Below are 22,893 nucleotides of genomic sequence, written 5' to 3'. Positions count from 1 at the left end.
CGCGAGGAAGTACATCGATGCCAGGAACCGGCGGCCAGTGAGCGCTGACATGTTCGATCCCACACCACAATCCGAGCAGGCAGCTGCCCCCGTGAGCGGGGGAGCGCCGCTGCGCGCGTGGCAGCGGCGTGCGCTGACGAAGTACCTGGTGGCCTCACCGAAGGACTTTCTGGCCGTCGCGACACCGGGCGCGGGTAAGACGACGTTCGCTCTGCGCGTGGCTGCGGAGTTGCTGGCCCATCGCACGGTCGATCAGGTGACCGTCGTGGCACCGACCGAGCACCTCAAGCATCAGTGGGCGGAGTCGGCGGCGAGGGTGGGGATCGCTCTGGACTCACGCTTCTCGAACTCGACCGGTCAGACGTCCAGCGACTATCACGGCGTGGTCGTGACGTACGCACAGATCGCCTCGCATCCGTTCAAGCATCGGGTGCGCACCGAAGCGCGCAAGACCCTCGTGATCCTCGACGAGATTCACCACGGCGGCGATGCGAAGAGCTGGGGAGAAGGCATTCGCGAGGCCTTCGGCGACGCGACGCGACGTCTCGCTCTGACCGGTACGCCGTTCCGTAGCGACGACAGTCCCATTCCGTTCGTCAACTACGAACCGGACCAGGACGGGTTGATGCGGTCCAAGGCGGACCACGCGTACGGATATTCCGACGCGTTGGCCGACGGCGTCGTTCGACCGGTGGTGTTTCTTGCGTATTCCGGCGAGGCGCGTTGGCGAGACAGCGCGGGTGAGGAATACACCGCCCGACTGGGTGAACCGCTCAGTGCCGAGCAGACCGCGCGGGCATGGCGGACGGCACTCGACCCGCAGGGCGACTGGATGCCCGCAGTGTTGTTGGCTGCCAACACACGGTTGGCTCAGCTGCGCGCGGGCGGAATGCCCGACGCGGGCGGGCTCGTGATCGCCACCGATCAGACGGTGGCGCGGGCATACGCGAAGCTCATCGAGGTGATCACGGGGGAGACGCCGGCCATCGTCCTCTCGGACGATCCCACGTCCTCGGCTCGGATCGCCGAGTTCGGCAAGAGTGACCAGCGGTGGATGGTTGCCGTTCGCATGGTGTCCGAGGGCGTCGACGTTCCGCGTCTGGCCGTCGGCGTGTACGCGACCAGTGCGTCGACTCCGCTGTACTTCGCGCAGGCGATCGGTCGATTCGTGCGTTCGCGGCGTAAGGGGGAGACGGCGAGTGTCTTCCTGCCGTCGGTACCGGTGCTGTTGGATCTGGCATCTCAGCTCGAGGCGCAGCGTGACCACATTCTCGGCAAGCCGCACCGCGAGAAGGACGGATTCGACGACGAGCTCCTGGCCGATGCGAACAAGCAGAAGGACGAACTCGGCGAGGAGGAGAAGGCGTACACCTCCCTGGGCGCGGACGCCGAACTCGACCAGGTCATCTACGACGGATCCTCGTTCGGAACCGCGACGTTCTCGGGCAGCGACGAGGAAGCGGATTACCTCGGGCTGCCCGGTCTGCTCGACGCCACGCAGATGCGGGACCTGCTGCGTCAGCGTCAGCAGGAACAGATCGACAAGCCCGCGGCGGGCCCGGCCGTTCCGGCCCCTCCCGTCGTCAACGACAGGGCCGCCAGTGCGGGCCAGCTGGCCGGCCTGAGGCGTGAACTGAACAGTTTGGTTGCGGTGTACCACCATCGCACCGGAAAGCCGCACGGCGTGATTCACGGCGATCTGCGACGCATCTGCGGCGGCCCGCCGACGGCGATGGCGTCGGCCGATCAATTGGGCGAGCGGATCGCCCAGTTGCGAAAGATGTAGAGCGAGCGCACGAAAAAGCGGACGGTCCGAAGACCGTCCGCTTTTCCGTGAGATTCGATCGTGGCGAACCTGTTTCCCCCGACGTCTCGGTGGATTACACCGTGGAGTCCGATTCGGTCATCACCGTTGCGTTCACTTCACGCAGACGGGCTTCGTGCTCGGCGGCGTGGTGACCGCAGAAGAGAAGTTCTCCACCGGTCGAGAGCACGACACGCGCGCGAGCCCCTGCACCGCACCGGTCGCACCGGTCCGCTGCTGTCAATTGTGGGCTGGTCAATGTTCCGGGCATGACTCCTCCGTACTGGCTTGCGGGTTGTCCCGTTCGCCTGGGGCCGGTCCGCCGCGTCGGTATGGCGCGGTTCGTTCACTCTGTCAGACGTATGGCGGTCATGCGTTGTTCCCGAGCGCGTTTCTTTGTGTTGTCACTAACACGAAACATGCCTCACGAGCTGGAACGCCGTGAAATCTGTTCGCTGAGAGCAGACACGGCTCGCAGCGAGCCGCGGCAGTAGGGTCGCCGTTGTGGCTTCGACTTCTCATTCGCTGTCCGGCGCATCGAAGCTGGGTATTCCGTCGCTGTTCGTGATCGGTGCGGTGTGCATGTACGTCGGTGCGGCGATCGGTGTGTTCTTGTTCGACACCGTCGATCCGGCCGCGGTGGCGTGGCTGCGTGGTTTCGGTGCGGCGCTGGTGTTGGTGATCTGGCGGCGGCCCTGGCGGCACCGCGCCGGTGCGGGCGGCACGTGGTCCGTGCGGCGACTGTGTACGGCAGCTGCATTCGGCGGTGCGACGATCGGCATGAACGCGATGTTCTACGAGGCCATCGCCCGGCTACCGCTGGGCGCGGCGGTAGCCATCGAGTTTCTCGGGCCCATCGCGGTTGCAGCAGCCGGGTCGAGGAAGCCGGCCGACGTGTGTGCGCTACTCCTGGTCGTCGCCGGCGTCGGTGCCATCGCCTCCGCGCAGTTCGAGGGCGGCGAAGTGGGCCTCGTGGGAATTGCATTCGCGCTGGGCTCGGCGGCGTTGTGGGCCGCCTACATCGTCCTGGGTAAGTCCGTTGCCGATGCAGGTCAGGGTCTCGACGACATGGCGGCCGGGTTCGGCATCGCGTCGGTGATTCTGGCCGTGCCGTTGTTCGGGCCGTTTGCGCTGGCTCATGCCGATGCTCTGGGGGACTGGCGGATCTGGGTTCTTGGGTTGGGCGTGGGTCTGCTGTCGAGCGTGGTTCCGTACGTTCTCGATCAGTACGTCCTGGTGCGAGTCGGAAGGGCCCGATTCGCTCTGCTGCTGGCGCTTCTCCCGGCGACGGCCACGGTGGTCGGTGCGGTGGTGCTGACTCAGATTCCCACGACCCTGGAGGCTGTCGGAATCGTGGCTGTCATCGCGGCAGTGGTCGTCGGTGGGCTCCCATCCGGCAGAGATCGCGGTGTTGTCGACGTTCCGCCGCCCTGACGGGGGCTCCACCCGGCAGAATGAAACGGTGACCAGTAAGCAGGACGACCTCGTTCACATCTGCACCGCAGGGGAGTGGTTGTCGATGCGGGGGCAGGCCCAATACGTACCGGACTCGTACGGCGAGGTGGGCTTCGTTCACCTGTCGACGCCGCAGCAAGTGCATCTACCTGCAAATCGACTGTTCCCGGGGCGTGAGGATCTGGTTCTGCTCCGTCTGGATCCGGCTCGACTGAATGCACCCGTTCGATGGGAACCCGGCGTGCCGTCCGATCCGGAGTCGATGCGCTTTCCACATCTGTACGGACCGCTACCGATCGCGGCCGTCACGGCAGTGCTCGACTATCGGCCCGGGCCGGACGGAACCTTCGTAGCACCGCCTATGTGACGACCACCGTGCCCAGACGACGAAGACCGCCGATCGCGAGGATCGACGGTCGTCGTTCGGTGAATCGGGTCACTCAGTCCAGGTAGTCGCGCAAGACCTGTGAACGGGACGGGTGACGCAGCTTGGACATCGTCTTCGATTCGATCTGGCGGATTCGCTCACGGGTGACCCCGTACACCTGTCCGATCTCGTCGAGGGTGCGCGGCTGGCCGTCGGTGAGGCCGAAGCGCAGACGAACCACGCCGGCTTCACGCTCGGACAGGGTCTCGAGTACCGACTGGAGCTGGTCCTGCAGCAGCGTGAACGACACTGCGTCGACGGCAACGACGGCCTCGGAGTCCTCGATGAAATCACCGAGCTGGCTGTCGCCCTCGTCACCGATGGTCTGGTCGAGGGAGATCGGCTCCCGCGCGTACTGCTGGATCTCCAGCACCTTCTCGGGCGTGATGTCCATTTCCTTGGCGAGCTCTTCGGGAGTGGGCTCGCGGCCCAGATCCTGAAGCAATTCGCGTTGGATGCGGCCGAGCTTGTTGATGACCTCGACCATGTGAACCGGGATACGGATCGTGCGGGCCTGATCGGCCATGGCCCGAGTGATGGCCTGTCGGATCCACCAGGTGGCGTATGTGGAGAACTTGTAGCCCTTGGTGTAGTCGAACTTCTCGACCGCGCGAATGAGACCGAGGTTGCCCTCCTGAATCAGGTCGAGGAAGGCCATGCCGCGACCGGTGTAGCGCTTGGCCAGCGAGACGACGAGTCGAAGGTTGGCTTCGAGCAGATGGTTCTTGGCGCGATTGCCGTCACGGCAGATCCACGTCATGTCTCGACGCTGCGCGACGGGGAGCTTCTCGCCCTTCTCCGCGGACTCGCGCATCTTCTCGACTGCGAACAGGCCTGCCTCGATGCGCTTGGCCAGTTCGACTTCTTCCTCCGCGTTGAGGAGGGCGACCTTGCCGATCTGCTTGAGGTATGCGCGGACGGAGTCTGCCGACGCGGTGAGCTCGGCATCCTTACGGGCCTGGCGCAGCGCCTCGGATTCCTCCTCGTCCCACACGAAGTCGCCCGACGCCTTGTCCTCGGCGGTCGGCTCGCTGGTGGCGTCCTCTTCGGTGTCGTCACCGGCAGCGACGACCTCGACGACATCGTTGGCGGCAGCAGCCAGGTCGCCTTCGGAGATGTCGATGTCCTCGATTCCGGGTGCGCTCTCATCGGCGTCGTCCCCGGTAGCGGGAGTTGCTGCTGTCTTCTTCGCTGCGGCTTTCTTCGCCGGTGCCTTCTTGGCTGCGGCGCGCTTTGCCGGAGCCTTCTTTGCCGGTGCCTTCGCAGCGGGTGCCTTGACAGCAGGTGCAGGTGCCGCAGACTCGGTCTCGGAATCTACGGTCTGACGGATATCGGTGGCTGCCACGTACGCCCTTTCGTGACGAAGTCGTGCGGCGTCACGCCAGAGTTGTTTCCGGCGGAGAGGTCTTCGGATTCTGGCCGGCTGCGTACCGGCACACACCATTGTAACGACCTCTCAGGAGTTTGTTACCGACCCTCGTCCTACGCGGGTGGCGACGCCGCGTGTCAGTGGGCCGATCCAGCGGATGTGCCGGTTTCTGCGGACGGAACTGCGCTGTCCGCAGCGAGTGCGGCACCGACGATCCCGGCAGTGTTCAGCAGGGTTGCCGGCACCACGGGAGTGCGGTTCGTCAGGTGCGGAATCCACTTCTCGCTCTTACGACTGATCCCGCCCCCGGCAATGAACAGATCCGGCCACAGCAGCGCCTCGAACGTCTGCAGAACCTTCGAGACCTCCTTGGCCCACTCCTTGTACGACAACCCCTGATTCTCCTTCACCGACGACGCTGCACGGTGCTCGGCTTCCTTGCCGTCGATCTCCATGTGGCCGAATTCGGTGTTGGGCAGCAGCACCCCGTTGTGCAGCACTGCCGAGCCGATCCCGGTGCCGAACGTCAGTAGCACGACGACCCCGTCCTTGCCTTTGCCACCGCCGTACTTGTCCTCGGCGATTCCGGCCGCATCGGCGTCGTTGAGGACGGTGATGTTCTCGGTTCCGATGGCCTTGGCAAACAGTGCTCGGGCGTCGGTGTCGATCCAGGACTTGTCGATGTTGGCCGCCGAACGAGCCACGCCGTTCGTCACCACGGCGGGAAGTGTGACGCCTACCGGACCGGTCCACTCGAAGTGCGCGACGATCTCCGCGACCGTTCGCGCGACGGCATCCGGGGTGGACGGCTGAGGAGTCTCGATCTTGTAGCGGTCGCCTACGAGGTCCCCGGTGCCGAGGTCGACGATTCCGCCCTTGATGCCGCTGCCGCCGACGTCGACGCCGAATCCGTGGCGCGCTGCCCCGCCGGGGGTGTTGTCCGAACCTGCCTGTGTCATGTGGATGCCGCTCCTGGCCTGATCGAATCCGTGTGGTGCCGTCGCTTCCGAACAATAGTGCCGTTTCGGTGTTCGTGGAACGCCGAGTCGGCCCCGACCTGTTCGGTGAGTCGCTGCGGTGGTGCTCGGCCGTCGGTGTGTGTTGCGATGTACGTGTGCCGAAATCAGACGGATCGCAGAACGACACCGCCAGTACACAATTGCCCGGAACGCCGGTGCCGGCGGGAGGGTCGGACACCGAACCGAATACACGAGACGTGGACGTGCTGCGCGAGGTTGCCGAACGCGTCGCGACGCGTGCCGCCGAGCACGTGCGACTGCGGCGACCGCAGGTGTTCGGCGGCGGTTCGAGTGTCGATGACGACGCGGTGCAGTCCAAGAGCACGCCGACCGATCCGGTGACCGTCGTGGACACCGAAACCGAGCGCGTTCTGCGCGAGATGTTGGCGCAGCTGCGACCGTCGGATTCCATTCTCGGGGAAGAGGAAGGGAGCGAGAACGAGTCGCTCGACGGTGTGCGGTGGGTACTGGACCCGATCGACGGGACCGTGAATTTCATGTACGGAATCCCGGCCTACGCGGTGTCGGTTGCCGTTCAGATCGACGGTGTCAGTGTGGCGGGGGCTGTGGTCGACGTTGCTCGCGATCTCGTCTACTCCGCTGCGAAGGGCCGCGGTGCCACCGTACGAGGGGCCGACGGCATCGAGGAGCAACTGCGGTGCTCGGACGTCACCGAATTGTCGATGACGTTGCTGGCCACCGGATTCGGCTACGGGTCGGGTCGTCGAGCGGTACAGGGCGCGATCATCTCCGAATTGCTGCCTCAGGTACGAGACATCCGCCGGATCGGATCGGCAGCGCTCGACCTCTGCATGGTCGCGTCGGGAGCGGTCGACGCGCACTTCGAGCACGGGCTCAGTCCGTGGGACTGGGCCGCGGGTGCGCTCATCGCTACCGAGGCCGGAGCTGTGGTGCGGCTGCCTGCTGCGAACTCGACGAGTGCGCACGGCTCTGCGACCGTGGCTATGGCCCCCGGGATCTCGAACGCCTTCCTGGCCGCGTTGCGCAGCGCAGGCGCTCTCGATCCGATTCCTGGCTGACGAGTCGAGTCGACGTCAGCAACGCGATTCGCGCGCTGCGGCGAGTAGGTCGGCATCGAGCGGCTGCGGCGCAGCATCCGGCGCCGTACCGGCGAGCGTGCGCAGCACTTCTTCTGCGTCGTCGTTCGGCTGGATCGCGCTGAAGTAGGTACCGAGAGCGAGATCGACCGAGTCGTCGGAGCGGGAATCTTCGATGAGCTCGGCGCAGGGCGCGACGAGCCATACCGCGCTCGCCGCAGCGACCCCGGCTGCACCGAAGCGAATCTGGCCCTGGCACTGCATGTTCTGATCGACGTAGACCGGATCGTTGCCGACCTGGACGTCCGGTGCGCTTGCGAAACCGTAATCGATGAGCTGAGCCGCCACCAGAGCCGCCTGGCCGCGCTCACCGTTGGCGTTGAAGACACGCACCTTCGATGCGGACAGTGCCGCAGGCTCGACATCGAGCAGCGTGTCGGGGTCGACCTCGTCACCCAGCGGCACGGGCTGCGTGCCGTCGGTGGCGGCCGTGGTGGTCGGCGTGTTGCATTCGGCGGTTGCGGAGGTGGCCTCGGATGTGGTGAACACCTTGACCCAGACGACCACGCCGAGCAGCGCCAGCACCGTGAACACGGCGAGAATGGGAAATGCCCGGCGACGGCGGAACGGACGACCTCGATCGTCGGCCGAACGGCCTTCGGTGATCAGAGAAACCACAGTTGATCTTCGCCTTTCCTTCGGCTGGCGCCGAGACCGGTCACAGGGTCGGTTCACACCGACGCGGTGCCTACTGTAGATGCCCGCGGCGCCCGGCGGCGGCACACTCGGGCCCGACCCTTCTCGGATGGGGGCGCACCTCCCGTTTCGGAGCCGAAAACCCGCGCTGTGACGCCTTCGGTGGATCGTGGAATGAAGACGGCCGCCTCGGTGTTGTTGCGGCGTGCATGCAGGTAATGGACTCACCGGCGATTCGGTTTCGAGATTGTGACCGGCTTCGGCTATTGTCTGGCGGCCGCGGTGCTTCGAGAATCGGACGCCGGTGCACCATCGATCAGGTGAGCGAGGTCTCGATCGGGTTTCAACCGGCGAGTTTTGGGAACTACCCGGTGTAGTTTCGGGCACCGCGCGACGACGAACGATTCGAACAGGTACGAACAATCGGTGGGAGTGAGCAAGCGCCCTCTTCACAGCCGACGGCCACAAGCCGACCACAACGGCAGCTCCCACCACACACACGCACGAAGATGAGGGGTACGAGAACAATGGCAACCGACTACGACGCACCGAGAAGAACAGAATCCGACGACGTATCCGAGGATTCGCTCGAAGAATTGAAAGCTCGGCGCAACGAGGCCCAGTCCGCAGTGGTGGACGTGGACGAATCCGACACCGCGGAGTCGTTCGAGCTCCCGGGTGCAGACCTGTCCGGTGAGGAGCTCTCGGTTCGAGTGGTTCCCAAGCAGGCGGACGAGTTCACATGCTCGAGCTGCTTCCTGGTTCATCACCGGAGCCGACTGGCCAGCGACGCCAACGGCGTACTGATGTGCCGCGACTGCGCGGCGTGATCTTCTCCGCACAGACCTGATCATCGGCTCGGGTCTGTGCGTCGGTTCCCCGACCGTCGGTCGGGTGCGAGGTCAGCGTGCCTCGACGCCGTGAGCGGACAGTACTGCCAGTAACGCGTCGGGACGTTTGGTGCTGATCAGCCAATACGGTGTTGGATCGTCGGGGTCGTCGAGAACCACGATCACCATCTGCTTCACCCAGGTGCGGTGCTGTACGAAAGCCAGCGGATCGAGCTGTCTGCCCAGCGCCGCACTTTTTGCTGTTCCGGGGACGATCGCTGCCTTGGCTGCCACAGCGAGCGGTAGGTGTGCTTTGCCCACGCGCAACTCGACGTCGGTCGAACCGGTTTCGGCCACTACCTCGACGCGCAGTCTGCTGAAGGCGAACAGTGCCCAAGCGACAAGCGGCAGCAACACGACGTAGGGCAACCATGCCCGGATGCCCGGTGCGCCCATGTGAATCTCCGCCGCCAGCAACACCGCTACTGCGGCCCCCGCTGCCCACCACCAGAGCGGCACCCAGATTCGCTCCGAGTAGAGCACCGAGTCGGTGGACCCGGTGCTGGGAGTGGAGTTGCCGGACTCCGAGTTCGCGGGTTCGGTCTGTCGATCTGCAGTCACGAGCACCAGGGTAGTCGCCACACCGAGGCACGAGCAGGCCAGCGTAGTCTCGTTCCACGTGAGCGACGAAGTCCCCGAGACCGGCATGGATCCGTCTGCCGACCGAACCCCGAACTCTGTGTGGCCTGCATCTCCGCTGACCGAGGTGCGCGTCCGCCGACTCGACCCCGAGCTACCGATTCCCACCCGTGCGCACGAGGGTGACGCAGGCGTGGATCTGCGGATCACGGCACCTGTCACGATCGCGCCGGGCGAACGTGTGCTGGTGGGAACCGGTATCGCGGTCGCTCTTCCTCTGGGAACCGTCGGGCTGATTCATCCGCGGTCGGGCCTGGCGGCGAAATCGGGGCTGTCGGTCGTCAACACCCCGGGCACGATCGATGCCGGATATCGCGGCGAGATCAAGGTTTGTCTGATCAACCACGACCTGAATTCCCCGATCGTGCTCGACCGGGGCGACCGTATTGCGCAACTGGTCGTACAGCGGGTCGAGCTGGTGACGTTCGTCGAGGTCGACGAGTTGGACGACACCGTTCGAGGGGCCGGTGGTCACGGGTCGACCGGCGGCCATGCGAGTCTGAAGCAGTGAGTTCCGCCACGGCGTCGGTCGGTGGCAGGGACCGTGGAAGCAACCGAGAAGAAGAGAGCTGAACATGTTCGGACGGCGTAAGAAGAACGACGCCGGCAGTGCCTCCGCACGCGATGCGGAGGCATTCGTCGATGGAGTCGAGGACGAGGAGCCCACGGGCACCGGCGCCGACGGACCCCACGATCTGGAGGACTTGGACGACGATCGCGAGACTGTAGCGAAGACGCGTCTGGACCTCGGCTCGGTATTGATTCCGCTCCCGGAAGGCGGCCAGCTCCAGGTCGAGATGTCCCAGGCGGGCAGCCCTCAGGCAGTGCACATCGTCACCCAGTTCGGGCGCATCACCATCGCTGCGTACGCTGCACCGAAATCGCCCGGTCAGTGGCGCGAAGTGGCGGCAGACCTGGCGACATCGCTTCGCAACGACAAGGCCGAGACCACGGTCGAGACGGGTCCGTGGGGGCGTGAGCTGCACGGCGTCACAGCCAACGCCGATCTCCGTTTCATCGGAGTCGACGGCTATCGGTGGATGGTCCGATGCGTGCTGGCCGGGCCGTCGGGTGCCGTGGGCGAGGGGCAGCCGCTCGTCCAACTCGCACACACGATTCTTCGGCAGACCGTGGTCGACCGGGGGACCGATCCGCATCCCGTACGAACGCCGCTGCCGGTGGTGTTGCCGCAGGTGTTCGCCGAGCAACTTGCTGCTGCCTCGCAACAGCAGGCGGCGGCGCAGCAATCGCCACAACCGCCGGCTCCGCAGGCTGAACCCGTTGCACCGCAACAGAATTCGGCATCTGAGCAGAATTCGGCACCGCAGTCGACTGCGGCCGAGCGCGATCGAGCGCCGCGACGCGGGGCATCGGGATCGGCAATTCAGCAACTGGGCGGTTGAGGCGACCCCAGGTCGAGACCGTCGACAACCGCACGGCCCAGACATCCTGCGTCGTTGCCGATCATGTCGAGCGTCACCGTTCTGAGTACGCAGTTCGGTAGCGCGCGCGCCCAGTTCCGCGCCACCTCGATCGGATGCACCGCGTCGTCCACCGCGCCGACGACGACGGTCGGCAGCTCGATCCGTGCGAGCTCGTCGAGCTCGAGACTCCGGTGTCGCGCTGCCTCGTCCAAGGCATCGGGAAGAGCCGGCCACTGAGAGGCCCAGGATCGACGCAAGGTGCGAGCGAGCCATTCGGGGCTCGACGACGACATGGCCGTAGTGACGTCATCGAGCCCCACCTCGCGCAGCGATCGAGCGGTGAACTGGGCGCTGAGGGCCGCGGGAGTGCCCGTCGGGTCACCGGTCCATGCCGGTAGAGCGAGCGCCAACGCTGCAGTGCTCGACGCGTTGTCGGCGGCCCATCGTGCTGCGACCGCGGCACCGAGGGAGATTCCTGCCACGACGATTCGGCCGTGCCTGCGCGTTGCGGTGTTCAGCGCGCCGACGTAGCTCTCGACGACGCCGGTCGGATCGGGTTCGACTGCGATGGTGGTCAATCCCACACCGGCGAACGCTGCCGAGAATGCGTCTTCGGCAAACCGGGCGTCCGATCCCGTGCCAGGTAGAACGACCGCGGTGAGGGTGTCGAATCGGCTGTGCACGACACGATTGTGCACGGCTTCGGTTCCGGGCGGGGCGGTGGTTGGTCAGTGTGACACTTCGGGTCTACAGTGGCGAAGTACCCGCCCTGACGAGGCAAACCCCCACGTCGCCGCAGTTGCTTCCGAGAATGAAGCCTGCGGAACGACTCATACCGCTGGAGCGCACAATGGCACCCGCTGCCGCAGGATACTTTCGCCGGTTGACGCGAAAGTTGACCGAGGACATCGATCAGCTCGACGCCGAGGAGATGGCCGAATCTTCCGAAGCGTCCGGTGCCCGACGCGCATGCGATTGCTCGCGCGGCGAGGAGGTCACGATGTTGGGTCGGTTGCGCAGCGTGGAAGCGTGTTCGAAGGCTGCCAACGCGAACATCGAAGCAGAGTTCTTCGACGGCACCGACACGGTGACGCTCGTGTGGATCGGTCGGCGGAAGATCGCCGGTATCGAGCCGGGCAAGACCGTTCTCGTTCGTGGACGCGTCGGCGAACGCGACGGACGCAAGATCGTCTACAACCCCTACTACGAACTGCGCGACGACAGCTGACCGTCGCGGGTATGGCACTCTCGTTGTCGTGACCAACAGCGACGATGCCGTGCCGCCCCCCACGACGCCGGAACCTGCGACCGATGCGCCCACACCGGACAGTGTCGAGAAGGTGGCTCCCACCGTTCTCGAACAGCTCGGTGGTCTGAGCGGGCTCGTCTATTCCACGTTGCCGGTCATCGTTTTCGTTCCGGCCAACAGTTTTTTCGGCCTGGCCGTCGCCCTGTGGTCCGCACTCGGCGTGGCCGCTGCGGTTCTGGTGTGGCGTCTGGTTCAGCGCAGTCCCATTCAGCCTGCGATTTCGGGATTCTTCGGTGTCGGTATCTGCGCGTTCATCGCGTACCGCACCGGGGATGCCAAAGGCTACTTCCTGTTCGGCATCTACACCTCGCTGGTCTACGGCGGAGCGTTCGTGTTGTCGGTACTCGCGCGCTGGCCGCTGGTCGGAGTCATCTGGGGTTACCTCAACGGCAAGGGAACGGCGTGGCGTCACAACCGATCGGCCGTGCGCTTCTACGACGTGGCGACGATCGCATGGGCGGCAGTGTTCGCCGCCAGGTACGTCGTCCAGTCGCAGCTCTACGACTCGGATCAGACCGGCTGGCTGGCCGTTGCACGAATCGGCATGGGTTGGCCGCTCACCGGCGTGGCGCTACTGGTCACGCTCTGGGCCGTGCGTCGGGCCGATCACACGCTGGAGGTCGCGTCGAGTGCGGATCGGACCGACGGAGCATTGCCGTCAGATCAGGCCGACCGCAGCTCGTAGTTCGTTCTCTACTTCTTTCGCCGCGACGAACAGTAGTTCGTCGCCGCCCTCGAGCGGATCGTCGTGCTGCGGCACGATCACTCGGCCGCCGCGCAGAATCGTCACCAGGGCGGCGTCCCTGGGCAATTGAAGCTTTCGGACCGGCTTTCCCGCGAGTGGAGTGTTCTCGGGCAGCGTGATCTCGACGAGGTTGGCCTGGCCTTTGCGGAACGTCATCAGATGGACGAGGTCCCCGACCGAGACCGCCTCTTCTACCAACGACGCGAGCATGCGCGGCGTCGATACCGCGACGTCGACACCCCACGCGGAGTCGAACAGCCACTCGTTACGTGGGTCGTTGACTCGGGCCACCACACGATCGACACCGAATTCGGTTTTGGCCAGGAGACTGAGCACCAGGTTGGCCTTGTCGTCGCCGGTGGCTGCGATCACCACGTCGTAGTTTTCGAGATGAGCAGCTTCGAGCAGGCTGAGCTCGCATGCGTCGGCCAGCACCCATTCGGCTTCCGGCACCGCGGCCTGATCGACGTGGTCGAGCTTGCGTTCGAGGAGCATCACGTCGTGTTCGCTGCGGATCAGCTCACGTGCGATGGATCTGCCGACTGCGCCGGCACCGGCGATGGCGACTTTCATGGCTTCCCGTTCGGGTCGATGGGGGAGGTGGGGAACGTGCGGTCGTGCATCAGTCGTCCGACGGCGGGGGGTTGCCCGCCAGCGCGATGGCTTCGGCGACGGTGCCCGAGACGGCGGCGACGTACACCTCGTCGCCGGCCTGGATCACGGTGCGCTTGTCCGGTAGCAACCCGACGCCGAATCGGATGACGAAGGCCGCCCGCGAACGTGTCGCCTCTTCGAGGACCGAAAGCTTCTTGCCGATCCAGGCATCGTTGAAGTCGAGCAGGACGACGGCCACGCTGCCGGACGGATCGCGCCATTTGGTGGTCGGATCGTCACGTAGCAGGTTGTGCAGAAATCGGTCGGTCGCCCAGGGGACCGTGGCCACGGTCGGGATACCGAGGCGTTCGTAGACGGCGGCGCGTTTGGCGTCGTAGATTCTCGCCACCACTTTGTCGACTCCGAAGGTCTCGCGTGCGACGCGGGCAGAGATGATGTTGGAGTTGTCGCCGGAGGAGACGGCGGCGAATGCCTCGGCCTTCTCGATTCCCGCACTCACCAACACATCTCGGTCGAATCCCATGCCGACGACACGGTGTCCGCCGAAGTCGGGATCGAGGCGCAGAAAGGCTGCCTCGTCGCGATCGATGATCGCTACCTCGTGGCCGATGCGTTCGAGCGCACCGGCCAGCGATGCGCCGACGCGGCCACATCCCATCACAACTACGTACAACGCCCAGCTCCGTCCCGATCTCGATTGTCGACCACTGCCGACCGACACTGCCACTACGGGCAGGCGTGCACCAACGTATCGGGGATTCGTCTCCGGGATCGACCGAGGGTGGGCTCCGACGCAGTTTCAGGCGCGTGGTTGAGACGTCCGCAGGCGGACGGCCTACGCTTCTGTCCGTGTCCAAGGTCTCGACTGCCGCCAAGCGGCTAGTGCTCGGTAAGCCGTTCCGTAGCGACAAGCTCGGTCATACATTGCTTCCCAAGCGAATCGCGTTGCCGGTGTTCGCCTCGGACGCCATGTCGTCGGTGGCCTATGCCCCCGAGGAGATCTTCCTGGTGCTGTCGGTGGCGGGTATTTCGGCGCTCACGTTCACTCCGTGGATCGGGCTCGCCGTGTGCGTGGTGATGGCCGTGGTGGTGGCCAGCTACCGGCAGAACGTGCACGCCTACCCGTCCGGCGGCGGTGACTACGAGGTGGCGACCACCAATCTCGGGCCGGCCGCCGGTCTGACGGTCGGCAGCGCGCTGCTGGTCGACTACGTCCTGACCGTGGCGGTGTCGATCTCGGCGGCCGCGTCGAACATCGGGTCGGCGGTGCCCTTCGTAGCCCAACACAAAGTGCTCTTCGCCGTGGTGGCCATCGTCTTCATCACCTCGATCAACCTGCGTGGCATCCGGGAGTCCGGGGCTGCGTTCGCGATCCCGACCTACGCCTTCATGGGTGGCATGTTCCTGATGTTGGCGTACGGCCTGTTCCGGGTCTACGTGCTCGGCGACGACATTCATGCAGAATCGGCAACCTTCGATCTGAAGGCAGAGGATTCGCACCTGTACGGAATTGCCTTCGCGTTCCTCATCGCGCGCGCCTTCTCGTCCGGTTGTGCGGCGCTGACCGGGGTGGAGGCCATCAGCAACGGTGTGCCCGCATTCGAGAAGCCGAAGTCGCGTAACGCTGCGACCACACTGTTGCTGCTCGGTGCCATCGGCATCACATTGCTGATGGGCATCATCGTGCTCGCACAGAAGATCGGCATCAAGTACGCCATGGATCCCGATATTCAGCTGATCGGTGCGCCGGAGGGGTACCAGCAGAAGACGTTGATCGCGCAGCTCGCGGAGGCGGTGTTCAGTGGGTTCCCCGTCGGCTTCTTCTTCATCACGACCGTCACGGCCCTCATCCTGGTACTTGCGGCCAACACTGCGTTCAACGGTTTTCCCGTTCTCGGTTCGGTTCTGGCCCAGGACCGGTACCTACCGAGGCAGCTGCACACTCGCGGTGACCGTCTTGCCTTCAGCAACGGCATCCTCTTTCTCTCCGGCGCTGCGATCGTCTTCGTCGTCGTGTTCGGTGCCGAGGTCACCAAGCTCATTCAGCTCTACATCGTCGGGGTGTTCGTCTCCTTCACGCTGAGCCAGACCGGCATGATCCGACACTGGACCCGGTTGCTCCGATCCGAGACCGACGGCGAGCAGCGCCGCAAGATGCAGCGTTCGCGAGTGGTCAACAGTGTCGGTCTTGCGATGACGGCCACGGTGCTCGTGATCGTGTTGATCACCAAGTTCGCCGCAGGCGCTTGGATCGCGATCGTCGCCATGGTGGCGATCTTCATCCTGATGCGGATGATCAGGAAGCACTACGACACCGTGGCGCGCGAGCTCGAGAACGAGGAATGGGACGGAGTGCTGCCCAGCCGAACGCACTCCATCGTGTTGGTGTCGAAACTGCACATGCCGACGCTGCGCGCGTTGGCATATGCGCGGGCGACCAGGCCCGACACCCTCGAAGCAGTGACCGTCAACGTCGACGAGGCCGACACCCGCGCGCTGGTGCGCGAATGGGAAGCCAGCGACGTGTCGGTGCCGCTCAAGGTCGTCGAGTCGCCCTATCGAGAGGTGACCAAGCCGGTTCTGGACTACGTCAAGCGTGTTCGACGCGACTCACCGCGTGACGTCGTCACCGTGTTCATCCCCGAATACGTCGTGGGCCACTGGTGGGAGCAAGTTCTGCACAACCAGAGCGCGTTACGACTGAAGTCCCGACTGCTGTTTCAACCGGGAGTGATGGTCACCAGCGTGCCCTGGCAGTTGCGGTCGTCCGAGAAGGCCAAGCGCGAGGTGCTCGGCAACGCACCGGGTGCGTCGCGTCGCGGCTACGAGCCCCCGGCGGGCAAGTGACCGAGAGCTGGTTCGGCCTTCTGCTCGAGGTCGAACTCGGTGCGCCGGGACACGGTGGCTTCTGTGTGGCGCGCCACGAAGGACGAGTCGTGTTCGTGCGTCACGGGCTGCCCGGCGAGCGGGTGGTGGCCCGGGTGACAGAGGACCGAGGCGGATCGTTCTGCCGAGCCGATGCCGTGGAGATCCTGTCGGCGTCCGTGGACCGGGTGGACACGCGGTGTCCCATCGCCGGGCCGGGCGGCTCCGGATGCTGCGATTACTCCCACACGACCGCTGATGCAGGTCGTCGATTGAAGTCGTTCGTCGTCGCCGAGCAACTTCGACGCGTCGCTGGAGTCGAGCGTGAGGTGCGCGTCGAGGAATTACCGGGAACCGGCGACGGCACCGGGTGGCGAACCCGCGTTCGACTCGCCGTCGATTCCAGCGGGCGTCCCGGCTACCACCGCTATCGCAGTAGCTCGATCGTCAACGAATTATCCTGTCCGCAAATGGATTCCGTAGCGTTCGAGGGATTGTCGGACCAGCAGTGGCGGCCGGGTGCCGAACTGCAAGTGGTGCTCGACGGAGCCGGTACGCGGCACGTCGTGGAGATCGCTCCGGCTCAGCTGTCGACTACCGGGCGCAGATCTCCGGGTCGACGCGGGGCATCGGCCCGTCGGGCAGCGTCGTCTCGGGCGCGGGCGGAGAAGGCCGTGATCGGGTCGGGTCGGGTGACGGAATACGTCTCGGGCAGGGCCTGGACCCTCGACGCCACCGGCTTCTGGCAAGCCCATCGAGGTGCTGCCCAGGTCTACACCGACGTGGTGACGGAATGGGCGGACGCGTCCCCGGGTGACGGCGCGTGGGATCTGTACGGCGGTGTCGGGGTGTTCGCGGCATCTCTCGCCGCCGGGGTAGGGCCGGAAGGACACGTGACCAGCGTCGAGTTCTCCCGCCGCGCGGCCGAGGACGGGCGTTCGGCGCTGGCCGACCTCGCTCAGGTCTCATTCGTGCCGGGACGCGTCGAGCGTTCGATGGATGCGTTGGCCGAGCCGGTGGCGGTAGTGGTGCTCGATCCACCTCGCGCAGGAGCCGGACGCGACGTGATCGACGCCCTCGCCGCCCGAGGTCCTCGTTCGGTGGTGCATGTCGGCTGTGATCCCGCGTCGTTCGCGCGAGATGTGAGTCTTTACCAGGCCGCGGGATACGAGCTCACCGACATGCGCGCCTTCGACGCGTTTCCTCTGACCAGTCACGTGGAGTGCATCGGACGCCTCGTCAGAAAGTAGGGTTGGCTTACCAAAGGGATCGCGGGTGTCGTAGCGTCTCCGGTGTGAGAATTCGCAGCTCGATCGTCGCAGGCCTCGTCCTGGTCTTGTCCGTGACGGCAGTCGTGTCGTGTAGCTCGGGCTCGGGCGAGACACCCGACCCGTCAGGCGAGTCGGGTGGGTCCGGAGCGGCGTTCCCCGCCACGGTCGAGACGAAGTTCGGCGCGGTGACAATCGACAGTGCACCGCAGCGCGTCGTGGCGCTCGGGTGGGGCGACGCCGAAACTGCGTTGGCGCTGGGAGTCTCACCGGTCGGTGCGAGCGATTGGTTGGCGTTCGGCGGTGACGGCGTCGGCCCCTGGGCCACTGGTCTCTACGACGCACCGCCGCAGATCATCGGAACCCAGGAGCCGTCCTACGAACAGGTCGCGGCACTGGCACCGGATCTGATTCTGGATACGAAGAGCTCAGGTGACCCCGAACGATATGCGACGTTGTCGGCCATCGCGCCTACCGTCGGTGTGCCCGAGGGGTCGGACAACTATCTGACCTCGCTCGAGCAGCAGGTCACCATGGTGGCGGCCGCTCTCGGTCGGCATGCGGACGGCGAGGCTCTGCTGGTCGGGATCTCCGATCGTTTTCGAGCCGCTGCAGCTGCCCATCCCGAGTTCGTCGACAAGACGGTCGTCGTGGGTGCTTACAGCGGTACCGGGTTCGGAGCGTACATCTCGTCCAACAGTCGTCTCGAGTTCATGAAGAAGCTCGGGTTCGTGACCAGCCCGACGATCGATGCGCTGGTGCCGAAAGGGTTTTCGGTTCCGGTGTCGGGGGAGGAACTCGATCTCCTCGATGCCGATCTGCTCGTGGTGTTTCCGATCGAGAAGTCGCCGTCGGAGGTGACCGACAATCCCTTGTTCCAACGGATTCCGGCGGTGGCGGATGGACGGTCGATCGTGTTCGACGACCCAGTTGTCGCGAAGTCCTACTCGACCAACTCGGCACTGTCGATCGGTTATGCCCTGGACACCGTGGTGCCCGAGGTGGCTCGCACCCTGCAGTGATCGGTCAGGCGCGACGAGCAACCTCGGCGAGTGGGGCGAAGGTCTCGGTGGGTACCGACACGATGCGTTGGGCTCCGCAGGGGCAGCCCTGGTATCCGACGAGCCCCTCGCTCGTGTGGTGGGTGGAATGAGTTGTCCAGGTGTGTTCGGTGTGCATACACCCACTGTGATGTAATGGTCTTGTGCATATCAACCCTTACGGTGAATACGCGGTGAAACTCGGCATCGATCTGCTCAATACGCCGCCCACCTCGGCGACCGAACTGAGCGAGCGCTGCATCGATGCCGGCCTGGTTCCCGATTGGACGGCCACCGATGCCGATCTGACCGACACACTCGACTTCCTGGATCAGTGGGCGCGTGTCGTGGACGCCGACACCGAGAACGAGCGGGCCCAGGCGCTCAACATCCTGTTGGCTCGAGCGGCGGCGTACCCGAGGTTGACCGACCACGCGGGAGACGGGTGGCACATGCACTATCGCGATCCCGATATCGCCCTGGGCGGCGTCATCCGGGCTCTGGTGAGCGTCGGCACCGCGTTGCATCTGACGGGACGCGGCATGTCCCGCCTTGCTCGCTGCGCTGCGGCCGACTGCTCGCTCGCTTTTGCGGACACGTCGCGAACCGGCACGCAGCGATACTGCGGAACGGTGTGTTCCAATCGCGACGCGGTGCGCCGGCATCGAGCGCGCGCAGCGTCCTGATGGGCAGCGTCCCGATGAGCAGAGATATCGAACTGCCGTGGTATCGAACTGCGGCGCTAGGACTTTCGGTTGTACAGCCGCATCGTGATCGGTCCGAACACCGCCAGTAGAACAACACACAGCACCAGCGTCACTCCCAACTGGCCGGTGTCGACGTCGCCCTGCATCAGACCGCGGAGAGACGTCACCAAGAAGCTGACCGGGTTGACGTCGACGAAGGCACGCAGCCAACCGGGCATGGTGTTGGGATCGACGAAGATGTTGCTCGCGAATGTCAGCGGGAACAGGATGAACATCGACACACCCATCACTGCGGCCTCGGTGCGCACGATCATGGCGATCATCGTCCAGATCCAGGAAAGGCAGAACGAAAACACCAGCAGCAGAACTATCGAAGCCACGACGCCGACGAGGCCACCCTGCGGTCTGAACCCGAGGACCAAGCCCAGAATCAGCACGATCACCGACGCGAGCGTGTAGCGGACCACGTCTCCGAGCAGCGCGCCGACCAACGGCGACGGACGCCAGATGGGCAGCGACCGAAAACGATCGAACACCCCCTTCTCGATGTCCTTGTTCATCGTCACACCCGTGTACATCGTGATCATCACCACGGTCTGCACCAGAATGCCCGGAAGCAGAAACTGGATGTACGCGTCGGTCGACCCGGCCAGTGCGCCGCCGAACAAGTACGTGAACAGCAGCGTGAACATGATCGGGAAGGCCGTCACGTCGAACAGTTGCTCGGGCACGTGCTTGATCTTGAGCAGCGCCCGCCACCCGAAACTCAACGACGTGGAGAGCGACGAGGGCCGCGGGGGACGAGGTCCGGCAGCGCCGAGCACATCGATGATGGTCGAGGCCTGCGGCGTCGACTGTTGGGCTTCGGCAGTCATGACGCCACCTCTCGGTCGGATGCGGACAAGTCGGTCGTTCCTGCAGGCTCCACTCCCGCCTCATGCCCTGTCAGCGCCAGGAACACCTCGTCCAAGCTCGGCTGGCCGAGGGTGAAGGACGCAATCGAGATTCCCGCTGTCTCGAGTGCGGGCAGCACGGGCGCGGCCTGTGCCGGGTTGTCGAGACGCGCCGTGACGGTCGACGGATCCGGATCCTCCGTGACAGTGCCGCCGAGCAGATCGTGCAGGATCCGCGCAGCCGCAGTTCGTTGCGCCGCGTCGAGAACCCGGAGGTGCAACGAGTTCGATCCCACCGAGGCTTTCAACTCGCCCGTCGTACCTTCCGCGATGACTTTGCCGTGGTCGATGACCGCGACACGCCCGGCCAACTGATCGGCTTCGTCGAGATACTGGGTTGTCAGAAGCACTGTCGTCCCGCCCGCCACCAAGGCACGGATGATCTCCCACACATGGTTTCGGCTGCGCGGATCGAGTCCGGTGGTGGGTTCGTCCAGAAAGATCAGCTCGGGAGTGACGATGATGCTGGCGGCGATGTCGATACGTCGGCGCATTCCGCCGGAGTAAGTCTTGACCTGCCTCGGCCCGGCGTCGGCGATGTCGAACGCGGCGAGCAACTGCTCGGACCGCGACCGGGCAGCGGGCCGTGAGTAGCCGAGCAATCGGGCAAGCAGAACCAGATTTTCCGTACCGGTCAGATCCTCGTCCAACGAGGCGAATTGGCCTGTCAGAGCGACCTTCTGCCGGACGGCCTCGGGTTCGCTCGCCACATCGTGCCCCAACACGCGTGCGCTACCCCCGTCGATCGGTAGCAGGGTGGCCAGCATTCTGATGGTTGTGGTCTTGCCTGCACCGTTGGGCCCGAGGACGCCGTAGACCCCACCGGACGGGATGGACAGATCGACGCCGTCGACAGCGATGTTCGCCCCGAATCGTTTGACCAGACCGTGTGTCTCGATGGCCGCCATGTGTCTCGACTCCTCTAGTGGGCCGATCGCCCGATTACCCACGATTGTCCGATTCTCCACCAAGGATGAATCCTGGTCCAGCTCGGTGCAAACGAATTTGCGAACCCGAACCATCCTCCGGCCGGTTTGTTCCGAATATGTACCGCGGCGGGAAAACGCGGAGGTTTCGATATGAGAGCACTATGACCACTAGTGTCGTGTTCGATGAACTCGATCATGAACCCGTCTGTTGGGACGACCTTTCGATGAGCGCGCCGTTGTCCGGACCGTCGGATGCCGGCCGTGACCAGGCGCCCGACGCTGCCGAGGGCTACACGGACGACAGCGCGGTCTGCGCTGTCCCCAGCCCACAGTTGAAGAATTTGCGAGCAGAAGAGACCGACCGTCTTCGGCGGCTCATGGCATCGGTTGCACAGGGCGATCGGGCGGCATTCGCAGAGCTGTACGACGCCACGTCGGCTCGCGTCTACGGCATGGTGCTGCGAGTGCTTCGCGACCCGGGATACAGCGAGGAGACTGCGCAGGAGGTGTTCCTCCAGATCTGGCGCGCTGCACCGAACTACGACCCGAATCAGGGGAGCCCGCTCGCCTGGATCATGACGCTGGCTCACCGCCGCGCCGTCGATCGTGTTCGCAGCGAGCAGTCGGGTACCGATCGTGAGGCGGCGTACGGCGCAGTGAGCCACACGCCCGAGCACGACGAAGTGCTCGAGACGGTGACTCAGAGGCTCGAATCGGAGGCCGTGGTGGCTTGTCTCGAAACCTTGACCGATACGCAGAGCGAGTCGGTACGAATGGCTTACTACAGCGGTTACACCTATCGCGAAGTTGCGGAGCGGCTCGGGGTCGCCGTTCCTACCATCAAATCGCGCATACGAGACGGATTGATCAAATTGAAGACATGCCTGGGGGTGATCCCGCAATGAGCGAATCGTCACGGCAACGTCTGCTCGACGACGCCGAGGTCTACGCCCTTCACGCGACGACCGAATCCGAACGACGCGACATAGAGACCGAACGGCTACGCGTGGACGACACCGCGCGGGCTCAGTTCGACGTCCTCGTGACCGAGATTCAGGAGACTCTGGCGTTGGCCGCAGCGGTCGACGCGACACCTGCTCCCGACCGACTGCGCGGGGCGGTACTCGATCGGGTCGCCTCGAGCGACCAGGAGCCAACGGTTCGGAAGCTACCTCCGAATGTGACTCCGCTGCACCGGCATCGGCGTGAGCGCTCGAAATCCTGGCGCTACTCGATGCTGTCGGCCGCTGCAGCGGTGATCGTCGCCGTCGGTGGCGTGGTGGTCGTCACGCAGACGATGGGCAACGATCCCCAGCCGTCGCAGGCGGACCAGATCGTCGCTGCACCGGATGCTCGGCAGACCTCGGCCGAGTTCCCCGGTGGGGGTTCGGCAACGGTCGCTTACTCACTGTCGCAGAACGCTGTCGTGGTTTCTCTCGACGGGGTTCCGCAGCCGCCGCCAGGCCGCGTCTATCAGATGTGGTTCGTCGAGGGTTCGCCTCGATCGGCCGGCGTCGTGAGCGAGGATCAGCTCACGTCGGAATCGGGCACGGTGGTCGACGGCCTCGGCGCATCGACGAACTTCGCGTTCTCCCTCGAGCCCGCTGGTGGGTCGCCGCAGCCCACCGAGGTGCTCACGATGCTGACGTTGGGTGCCTGACAGATTCACGTTCGCCTCGGG

General features: G+C 65.0%; 26 protein-coding genes. 15 read left to right on the top strand and 11 right to left on the bottom strand.

Going from position 1 to position 22,893, the window contains the following annotated elements; genetic code table 11:
* The first annotated feature begins 49 nt into the window (after positions 1 to 49).
* Complete coding sequence (locus tag CH294_RS23205) at positions 50 to 1,786, top strand: DEAD/DEAH box helicase (RefSeq protein WP_032403290.1); 1,737 nt, start codon at positions 50 to 52, stop codon at positions 1,784 to 1,786.
* A 94-nt stretch (positions 1,787 to 1,880) separates the two neighbouring features.
* On the opposite strand, the gene CH294_RS23200 is transcribed toward CH294_RS23205, so the two are convergent.
* The gene (locus CH294_RS23200; RefSeq protein ID WP_032377734.1) at positions 1,881 to 2,075 is read right to left on the bottom strand and encodes a hypothetical protein; all 195 of its coding nucleotides are present in this window, start codon (positions 2,073 to 2,075) and stop codon (positions 1,881 to 1,883) included.
* A 233-nt stretch (positions 2,076 to 2,308) separates the two neighbouring features.
* On the opposite strand from CH294_RS23200, the gene CH294_RS23195 reads away from it, so the two are divergent.
* Both CH294_RS23195 and CH294_RS23190 read left to right on the top strand, forming a co-directional pair.
* Positions 2,309 to 3,238 (top strand): EamA family transporter, encoded by a 930-nt coding sequence (locus tag CH294_RS23195; protein WP_052058625.1) that lies wholly within the window; start codon positions 2,309 to 2,311, stop codon positions 3,236 to 3,238.
* Positions 3,239 to 3,266: 28 nt separating this feature from the next.
* Positions 3,267 to 3,626 carry a DUF952 domain-containing protein gene (locus CH294_RS23190; protein ID WP_094739149.1) on the top strand — a complete coding sequence of 120 codons (360 nt, stop codon included), beginning with the start codon at positions 3,267 to 3,269 and terminating at the stop codon, positions 3,624 to 3,626.
* Between the two features lie 73 nt (positions 3,627 to 3,699).
* Here CH294_RS23190 and CH294_RS23185 read toward each other — a convergent pair whose 3' ends face one another.
* Both CH294_RS23185 and ppgK read right to left on the bottom strand, forming a co-directional pair.
* Positions 3,700 to 5,031 (bottom strand): RNA polymerase sigma factor, encoded by a 1,332-nt coding sequence (locus tag CH294_RS23185; protein ID WP_032403291.1) that lies wholly within the window; start codon positions 5,029 to 5,031, stop codon positions 3,700 to 3,702.
* 161 nt (positions 5,032 to 5,192) lie between these two features.
* Complete coding sequence (gene ppgK / locus CH294_RS23180) at positions 5,193 to 6,014, bottom strand: polyphosphate--glucose phosphotransferase (RefSeq protein WP_032403292.1); 822 nt, start codon at positions 6,012 to 6,014, stop codon at positions 5,193 to 5,195.
* A 257-nt stretch (positions 6,015 to 6,271) separates the two neighbouring features.
* Here ppgK and CH294_RS23175 point away from each other — a divergent pair, with 257 nt between their 5' ends.
* The gene (locus tag CH294_RS23175; RefSeq protein WP_080737277.1) at positions 6,272 to 7,114 is read left to right on the top strand and encodes an inositol monophosphatase family protein; all 843 of its coding nucleotides are present in this window, start codon (positions 6,272 to 6,274) and stop codon (positions 7,112 to 7,114) included.
* Between the two features lie 15 nt (positions 7,115 to 7,129).
* Here CH294_RS23175 and cei read toward each other — a convergent pair whose 3' ends face one another.
* Positions 7,130 to 7,810: an envelope integrity protein Cei gene (cei, locus tag CH294_RS23170; protein WP_032403293.1), complete on the bottom strand. Its 681-nt coding sequence runs from the start codon at positions 7,808 to 7,810 to the stop codon at positions 7,130 to 7,132.
* 545 nt (positions 7,811 to 8,355) lie between these two features.
* On the opposite strand from cei, the gene CH294_RS23165 reads away from it, so the two are divergent.
* Positions 8,356 to 8,658 (top strand): DUF4193 domain-containing protein, encoded by a 303-nt coding sequence (locus tag CH294_RS23165; protein ID WP_027496891.1) that lies wholly within the window; start codon positions 8,356 to 8,358, stop codon positions 8,656 to 8,658.
* A gap of 72 nt (positions 8,659 to 8,730) precedes the next feature.
* Here CH294_RS23165 and CH294_RS23160 read toward each other — a convergent pair whose 3' ends face one another.
* Positions 8,731 to 9,201 (bottom strand): DUF3093 domain-containing protein, encoded by a 471-nt coding sequence (locus CH294_RS23160; protein ID WP_037153252.1) that lies wholly within the window; start codon positions 9,199 to 9,201, stop codon positions 8,731 to 8,733.
* Between the two features lie 163 nt (positions 9,202 to 9,364).
* Between CH294_RS23160 and dut the strand changes: the two genes are divergently transcribed.
* Together dut and CH294_RS23150 are read left to right on the top strand one after the other, a co-directional pair.
* Positions 9,365 to 9,868: a dUTP diphosphatase gene (dut, locus tag CH294_RS23155; protein WP_094705284.1), complete on the top strand. Its 504-nt coding sequence runs from the start codon at positions 9,365 to 9,367 to the stop codon at positions 9,866 to 9,868.
* Between the two features lie 64 nt (positions 9,869 to 9,932).
* A complete protein-coding gene (locus CH294_RS23150) occupies positions 9,933 to 10,760 on the top strand; it encodes a DUF3710 domain-containing protein (RefSeq protein ID WP_094739148.1) in 828 nt (275 codons plus the stop codon).
* Here CH294_RS23150 and CH294_RS23145 read toward each other — a convergent pair.
* Positions 10,742 to 11,464, bottom strand: coding sequence for an alpha/beta fold hydrolase (locus CH294_RS23145; RefSeq protein WP_249305459.1), 723 nt, complete (start codon positions 11,462 to 11,464; stop codon positions 10,742 to 10,744). The genes CH294_RS23150 and CH294_RS23145 overlap by 19 nt on opposite strands.
* 167 nt (positions 11,465 to 11,631) lie before the next feature.
* Between CH294_RS23145 and CH294_RS23140 the strand changes: the two genes are divergently transcribed.
* Together CH294_RS23140 and CH294_RS23135 are read left to right on the top strand one after the other, a co-directional pair.
* Positions 11,632 to 12,009, top strand: coding sequence for an OB-fold nucleic acid binding domain-containing protein (locus CH294_RS23140; protein WP_032378440.1), 378 nt, complete (start codon positions 11,632 to 11,634; stop codon positions 12,007 to 12,009).
* 112 nt (positions 12,010 to 12,121) lie between these two features.
* On the top strand, positions 12,122 to 12,775 hold the full coding sequence (locus CH294_RS23135; protein ID WP_052058637.1) for a DUF3159 domain-containing protein: 654 nt from the start codon (positions 12,122 to 12,124) through the stop codon (positions 12,773 to 12,775).
* Here the strand turns inward: CH294_RS23135 and CH294_RS23130 are convergent.
* Both CH294_RS23130 and CH294_RS23125 read right to left on the bottom strand, forming a co-directional pair.
* Positions 12,749 to 13,408, bottom strand: a complete 660-nt coding sequence (locus CH294_RS23130; RefSeq protein ID WP_032377739.1) for a TrkA family potassium uptake protein — start codon at positions 13,406 to 13,408, stop codon at positions 12,749 to 12,751. The two genes, CH294_RS23135 and CH294_RS23130, sit on opposite strands and share 27 nt — an antisense overlap.
* Positions 13,409 to 13,457: 49 nt before the next feature.
* Positions 13,458 to 14,123, bottom strand: coding sequence for a TrkA family potassium uptake protein (locus CH294_RS23125; protein WP_032403642.1), 666 nt, complete (start codon positions 14,121 to 14,123; stop codon positions 13,458 to 13,460).
* Between the two features lie 176 nt (positions 14,124 to 14,299).
* Between CH294_RS23125 and CH294_RS23120 the strand changes: the two genes are divergently transcribed.
* Genes CH294_RS23120 through CH294_RS23110 form a run of 3 tightly spaced genes read left to right on the top strand, consistent with a single transcriptional unit; the run spans position 14,300 to position 18,605 of the window.
* The gene (locus CH294_RS23120; protein ID WP_032403643.1) at positions 14,300 to 16,297 is read left to right on the top strand and encodes an APC family permease; all 1,998 of its coding nucleotides are present in this window, start codon (positions 14,300 to 14,302) and stop codon (positions 16,295 to 16,297) included.
* Positions 16,294 to 17,565, top strand: coding sequence for a TRAM domain-containing protein (locus tag CH294_RS23115; RefSeq protein ID WP_094610473.1), 1,272 nt, complete (start codon positions 16,294 to 16,296; stop codon positions 17,563 to 17,565). The genes CH294_RS23120 and CH294_RS23115 overlap by 4 nt, the downstream gene beginning before the upstream one ends.
* A gap of 44 nt (positions 17,566 to 17,609) precedes the next feature.
* Complete coding sequence (locus CH294_RS23110; RefSeq protein ID WP_037153129.1) at positions 17,610 to 18,605, top strand: iron-siderophore ABC transporter substrate-binding protein; 996 nt, start codon at positions 17,610 to 17,612, stop codon at positions 18,603 to 18,605.
* A 4-nt stretch (positions 18,606 to 18,609) separates the two neighbouring features.
* Here CH294_RS23110 and CH294_RS27585 read toward each other — a convergent pair whose 3' ends face one another.
* A complete protein-coding gene (locus CH294_RS27585; protein ID WP_165430216.1) occupies positions 18,610 to 18,762 on the bottom strand; it encodes a hypothetical protein in 153 nt (50 codons plus the stop codon).
* Positions 18,763 to 18,787: 25 nt separating this feature from the next.
* Here CH294_RS27585 and CH294_RS23105 point away from each other — a divergent pair, with 25 nt between their 5' ends.
* Positions 18,788 to 19,309 (top strand): CGNR zinc finger domain-containing protein, encoded by a 522-nt coding sequence (locus tag CH294_RS23105; RefSeq protein ID WP_037153131.1) that lies wholly within the window; start codon positions 18,788 to 18,790, stop codon positions 19,307 to 19,309.
* A 56-nt stretch (positions 19,310 to 19,365) separates the two neighbouring features.
* On the opposite strand, the gene CH294_RS23100 is transcribed toward CH294_RS23105, so the two are convergent.
* Together CH294_RS23100 and CH294_RS23095 are read right to left on the bottom strand one after the other, a co-directional pair.
* Positions 19,366 to 20,205 (bottom strand): ABC transporter permease, encoded by an 840-nt coding sequence (locus CH294_RS23100; RefSeq protein WP_037153133.1) that lies wholly within the window; start codon positions 20,203 to 20,205, stop codon positions 19,366 to 19,368.
* Entirely contained in the window at positions 20,202 to 21,191 is a 990-nt protein-coding gene (locus CH294_RS23095) for a daunorubicin resistance protein DrrA family ABC transporter ATP-binding protein (RefSeq protein WP_032403644.1), read from the bottom strand. Before CH294_RS23095 ends, CH294_RS23100 begins: the two co-directional genes overlap by 4 nt.
* 182 nt (positions 21,192 to 21,373) lie before the next feature.
* Between CH294_RS23095 and CH294_RS23090 the strand changes: the two genes are divergently transcribed.
* Together CH294_RS23090 and CH294_RS23085 are read left to right on the top strand one after the other, a co-directional pair.
* Positions 21,374 to 22,117 (top strand): sigma-70 family RNA polymerase sigma factor, encoded by a 744-nt coding sequence (locus CH294_RS23090; protein ID WP_032403299.1) that lies wholly within the window; start codon positions 21,374 to 21,376, stop codon positions 22,115 to 22,117.
* Positions 22,114 to 22,872 carry an anti-sigma factor gene (locus CH294_RS23085; RefSeq protein ID WP_094704964.1) on the top strand — a complete coding sequence of 253 codons (759 nt, stop codon included), beginning with the start codon at positions 22,114 to 22,116 and terminating at the stop codon, positions 22,870 to 22,872. The genes CH294_RS23090 and CH294_RS23085 overlap by 4 nt, the downstream gene beginning before the upstream one ends.
* The last annotated feature ends 21 nt before the right edge of the window (positions 22,873 to 22,893 follow it).

It is taken from the genome of Rhodococcus sp. 14-2483-1-1, assembly GCF_002259335.1.
Taxonomy (GTDB): Bacteria; Actinomycetota; Actinomycetes; order Mycobacteriales; family Mycobacteriaceae; genus Rhodococcoides.
This window is presented reverse-complemented; position numbering and strand designations above follow the sequence as displayed.

Excerpts from the sequence above, each read along its gene's own strand:
- CH294_RS23205 (WP_032403290.1), top strand. The coding sequence starts at position 50 with ATGTTCGATCCCACACCACAATCCGAGCAGGCAGCTGCCCCCGTGAGC.
- CH294_RS23200 (WP_032377734.1), bottom strand. The coding sequence starts at position 2,075 with ATGCCCGGAACATTGACCAGCCCACAATTGACAGCAGCGGACCGGTGC.
- ppgK (WP_032403292.1), bottom strand. The coding sequence starts at position 6,014 with ATGACACAGGCAGGTTCGGACAACACCCCCGGCGGGGCAGCGCGCCAC.
- CH294_RS23165 (WP_027496891.1), top strand. The coding sequence starts at position 8,356 with ATGGCAACCGACTACGACGCACCGAGAAGAACAGAATCCGACGACGTA.
- dut (WP_094705284.1), top strand. The coding sequence starts at position 9,365 with ATGGATCCGTCTGCCGACCGAACCCCGAACTCTGTGTGGCCTGCATCT.
- CH294_RS23150 (WP_094739148.1), top strand. The coding sequence starts at position 9,933 with ATGTTCGGACGGCGTAAGAAGAACGACGCCGGCAGTGCCTCCGCACGC.
- CH294_RS23140 (WP_032378440.1), top strand. The coding sequence starts at position 11,632 with ATGGCACCCGCTGCCGCAGGATACTTTCGCCGGTTGACGCGAAAGTTG.
- CH294_RS23130 (WP_032377739.1), bottom strand. The coding sequence starts at position 13,408 with ATGAAAGTCGCCATCGCCGGTGCCGGCGCAGTCGGCAGATCCATCGCA.
- CH294_RS27585 (WP_165430216.1), bottom strand. The coding sequence starts at position 18,762 with ATGCACACCGAACACACCTGGACAACTCATTCCACCCACCACACGAGC.
- CH294_RS23100 (WP_037153133.1), bottom strand. The coding sequence starts at position 20,205 with ATGACTGCCGAAGCCCAACAGTCGACGCCGCAGGCCTCGACCATCATC.
- CH294_RS23095 (WP_032403644.1), bottom strand. The coding sequence starts at position 21,191 with ATGGCGGCCATCGAGACACACGGTCTGGTCAAACGATTCGGGGCGAAC.
- CH294_RS23090 (WP_032403299.1), top strand. The coding sequence starts at position 21,374 with ATGACCACTAGTGTCGTGTTCGATGAACTCGATCATGAACCCGTCTGT.
- CH294_RS23085 (WP_094704964.1), top strand. The coding sequence starts at position 22,114 with ATGAGCGAATCGTCACGGCAACGTCTGCTCGACGACGCCGAGGTCTAC.